This window comes from Actinosynnema sp. (assembly GCF_052038725.1).
Map to the genome: position 1 here is coordinate 1 of NZ_JBQGCX010001209.1, position 1,803 is coordinate 1,803.

The window sequence follows — 1,803 nt, forward strand, 5'->3', positions numbered from 1 at the left end:
GTCCGCGTCGACCCCGTCCAGGTCGGCGTAGGTCCCCGGCACGCTCACGTCGAACAGGGCGGAGGCGGCGGCGCCGTTCATCCGGACCAGGTCGCGCAGGCCGAACGCGGGGCTGCGCAGCACGAACCCGGCGACGTTCCACGGCGGGGTCAGCGGGAGGCCCTCGAAGCTCTCGCGGGTGCCGTTGGCGTGCACGAGCGGGTAGTCGGCGACCGGGCGCAGCCTGTCGAGGCCGGGGTCGACGCGGCGCAGCAGGGCGCGCAGGTTGTAGTACTGGCGGAAGAACGCGTGGAAACCCCTGGTCATCACCTCGCCGTTGCCGCTCTCCCAGCCGCGCAGCCTGCCGCCGAGGTCCTCGCGCGCCTCGTGCAGCACCACCCGCGCGCCCCGCTCGGCCAGCGCGACCGCCGCCGCGACGCCCGCGATGCCGCCGCCCACGACGGCGACCTTCGGGCCGTCGCCCTCGGCGCGGGGCCGACCGGGCCGGGCGGGCAGCAGGACCGCCTCGCGGTCACGACCCGGACGTGACGGGGTGTGCTCGGGTGACGGTGAGACGGAGGACCTCGGGGTGCTGACGACCATGCCGGTGATCGTGGCACCGAGATCACCGGTCCGCTCGCTGAGCAGGGCGGGCTTCTTGGGCGGCAAGGGTTTCGCCGGCGCGGCGCGGGGCCGTCGGGGTGGCCCGCGCCACGCGCGGCAAACACCGGGCACGCTCATCAAGCGCGATCGGGGTACCGCTTTTAGGGTCCCTTTTGTGCCATCCTCGCTGCTCTCCCGATCTTCCGCGCGCGTGCTCCCCCTGGCGGCCTGGCTGTGCGGTTCGGGCGTCGTGCTGGCCCAGATCCTCTACGCGGTCACCGACCCGGCCGACCGGTTGCCGCTGACGATCACCTCGGTGGCGCTGTTCTGCGCCGCGTCGCTGCTGGACGCGGCGTCCCGGTTCGGGGCGCGCGCGGCGGGGCTGCTGGCGGTGGTCGCGGGCGGTGGCGGGCTGGTCGCGGAGGCGGTCGGGCTGCGCACCGGCGTGCCGTTCGGGGACTACGGGTACACCGGCACGCTCGGCCTGGAGGTGCTGGACGTGCCGGTGGTGGTGCCGATGGCGTGGGTGATGATGGCCTGGCCGTCGGTGCTGGTCGGGCGGGCGCTCGCGGAGCGGGTGCGGTGGGGCGGCGCCGCGGGCCGGGCGGCGGGCTGGGCGGCGGCGCCGCTGGCCGCGTGGGCGCTGGCGTCGTGGGACGTGTTCCTCGACCCGCAGATGGTCGACGCCGGGCACTGGCGGTGGGCCGATCCCGAGCCCGCGCTGCCGGGCGTGGAGGGCCTCCCGCTGACCAACTTCGCCGGGTGGCTGCTGGTGTCGCTGCTGATCACCGGCGCGCTGCACCGGCTGCTCGGGCCGCGCGCCGAGCGCGAGACCGACCTGGTCCTCGGGCCCGCGCCGGTGCTGTACCTGTGGACGTACGGGTCGTCGGTGTGGGCGCACGCGGCGTTCTTCGGCAGGCCGTGGGTGTCGCTGGTCGGCGGGGTGCTGATGGGGCGGGGGGCGGTGCCGTGCGCCCGCGCGCTGTGGCGGGGGCGCCGGTGAGCCGGGTGCTGCGGGCGGCGGGGGCGGCGGCGAGCGCGGGAGCCGCGCTCGGGGCGGTGCACGCGGCGGTGAACGCGCGCCTGCTGCGCTCCCCGCGCGCGGACCCGCCGCCGTGCTCGGAGCCGGTGTCGGTGCTGGTGCCCGCGCGCGACGAGGCGCACCGGATCGCGGCGACGATCCGGTCGCTGCTGGCGCAGCGCGGGGTGCCGGACCTGGAG

General features: G+C 76.9%; 2 protein-coding genes and 1 pseudogene. 2 read left to right on the forward strand and 1 reads right to left on the reverse strand.

The annotated features are described in order from the left end of the window. A partial coding sequence (locus ACTUAL_RS25435) for an FAD-dependent oxidoreductase (protein ID WP_440902015.1) occupies nt 1-582 on the reverse strand: 582 nt, incomplete at its 3' end. Nucleotides 583-757: 175 nt separating this feature from the next. On the opposite strand from ACTUAL_RS25435, the gene ACTUAL_RS25440 reads away from it, so the two are divergent. Continuing rightward, on the forward strand, nt 758-1,585 hold the full coding sequence (locus ACTUAL_RS25440; RefSeq protein ID WP_440902016.1) for a carotenoid biosynthesis protein: 828 nt from the start codon (nt 758-760) through the stop codon (nt 1,583-1,585). Further along, nucleotides 1,582-1,803 (forward strand): annotated as a pseudogene (locus ACTUAL_RS25445) (glycosyl transferase); the annotation flags it as partial. The gene ACTUAL_RS25440 and the pseudogene ACTUAL_RS25445, both read left to right, overlap by 4 nt.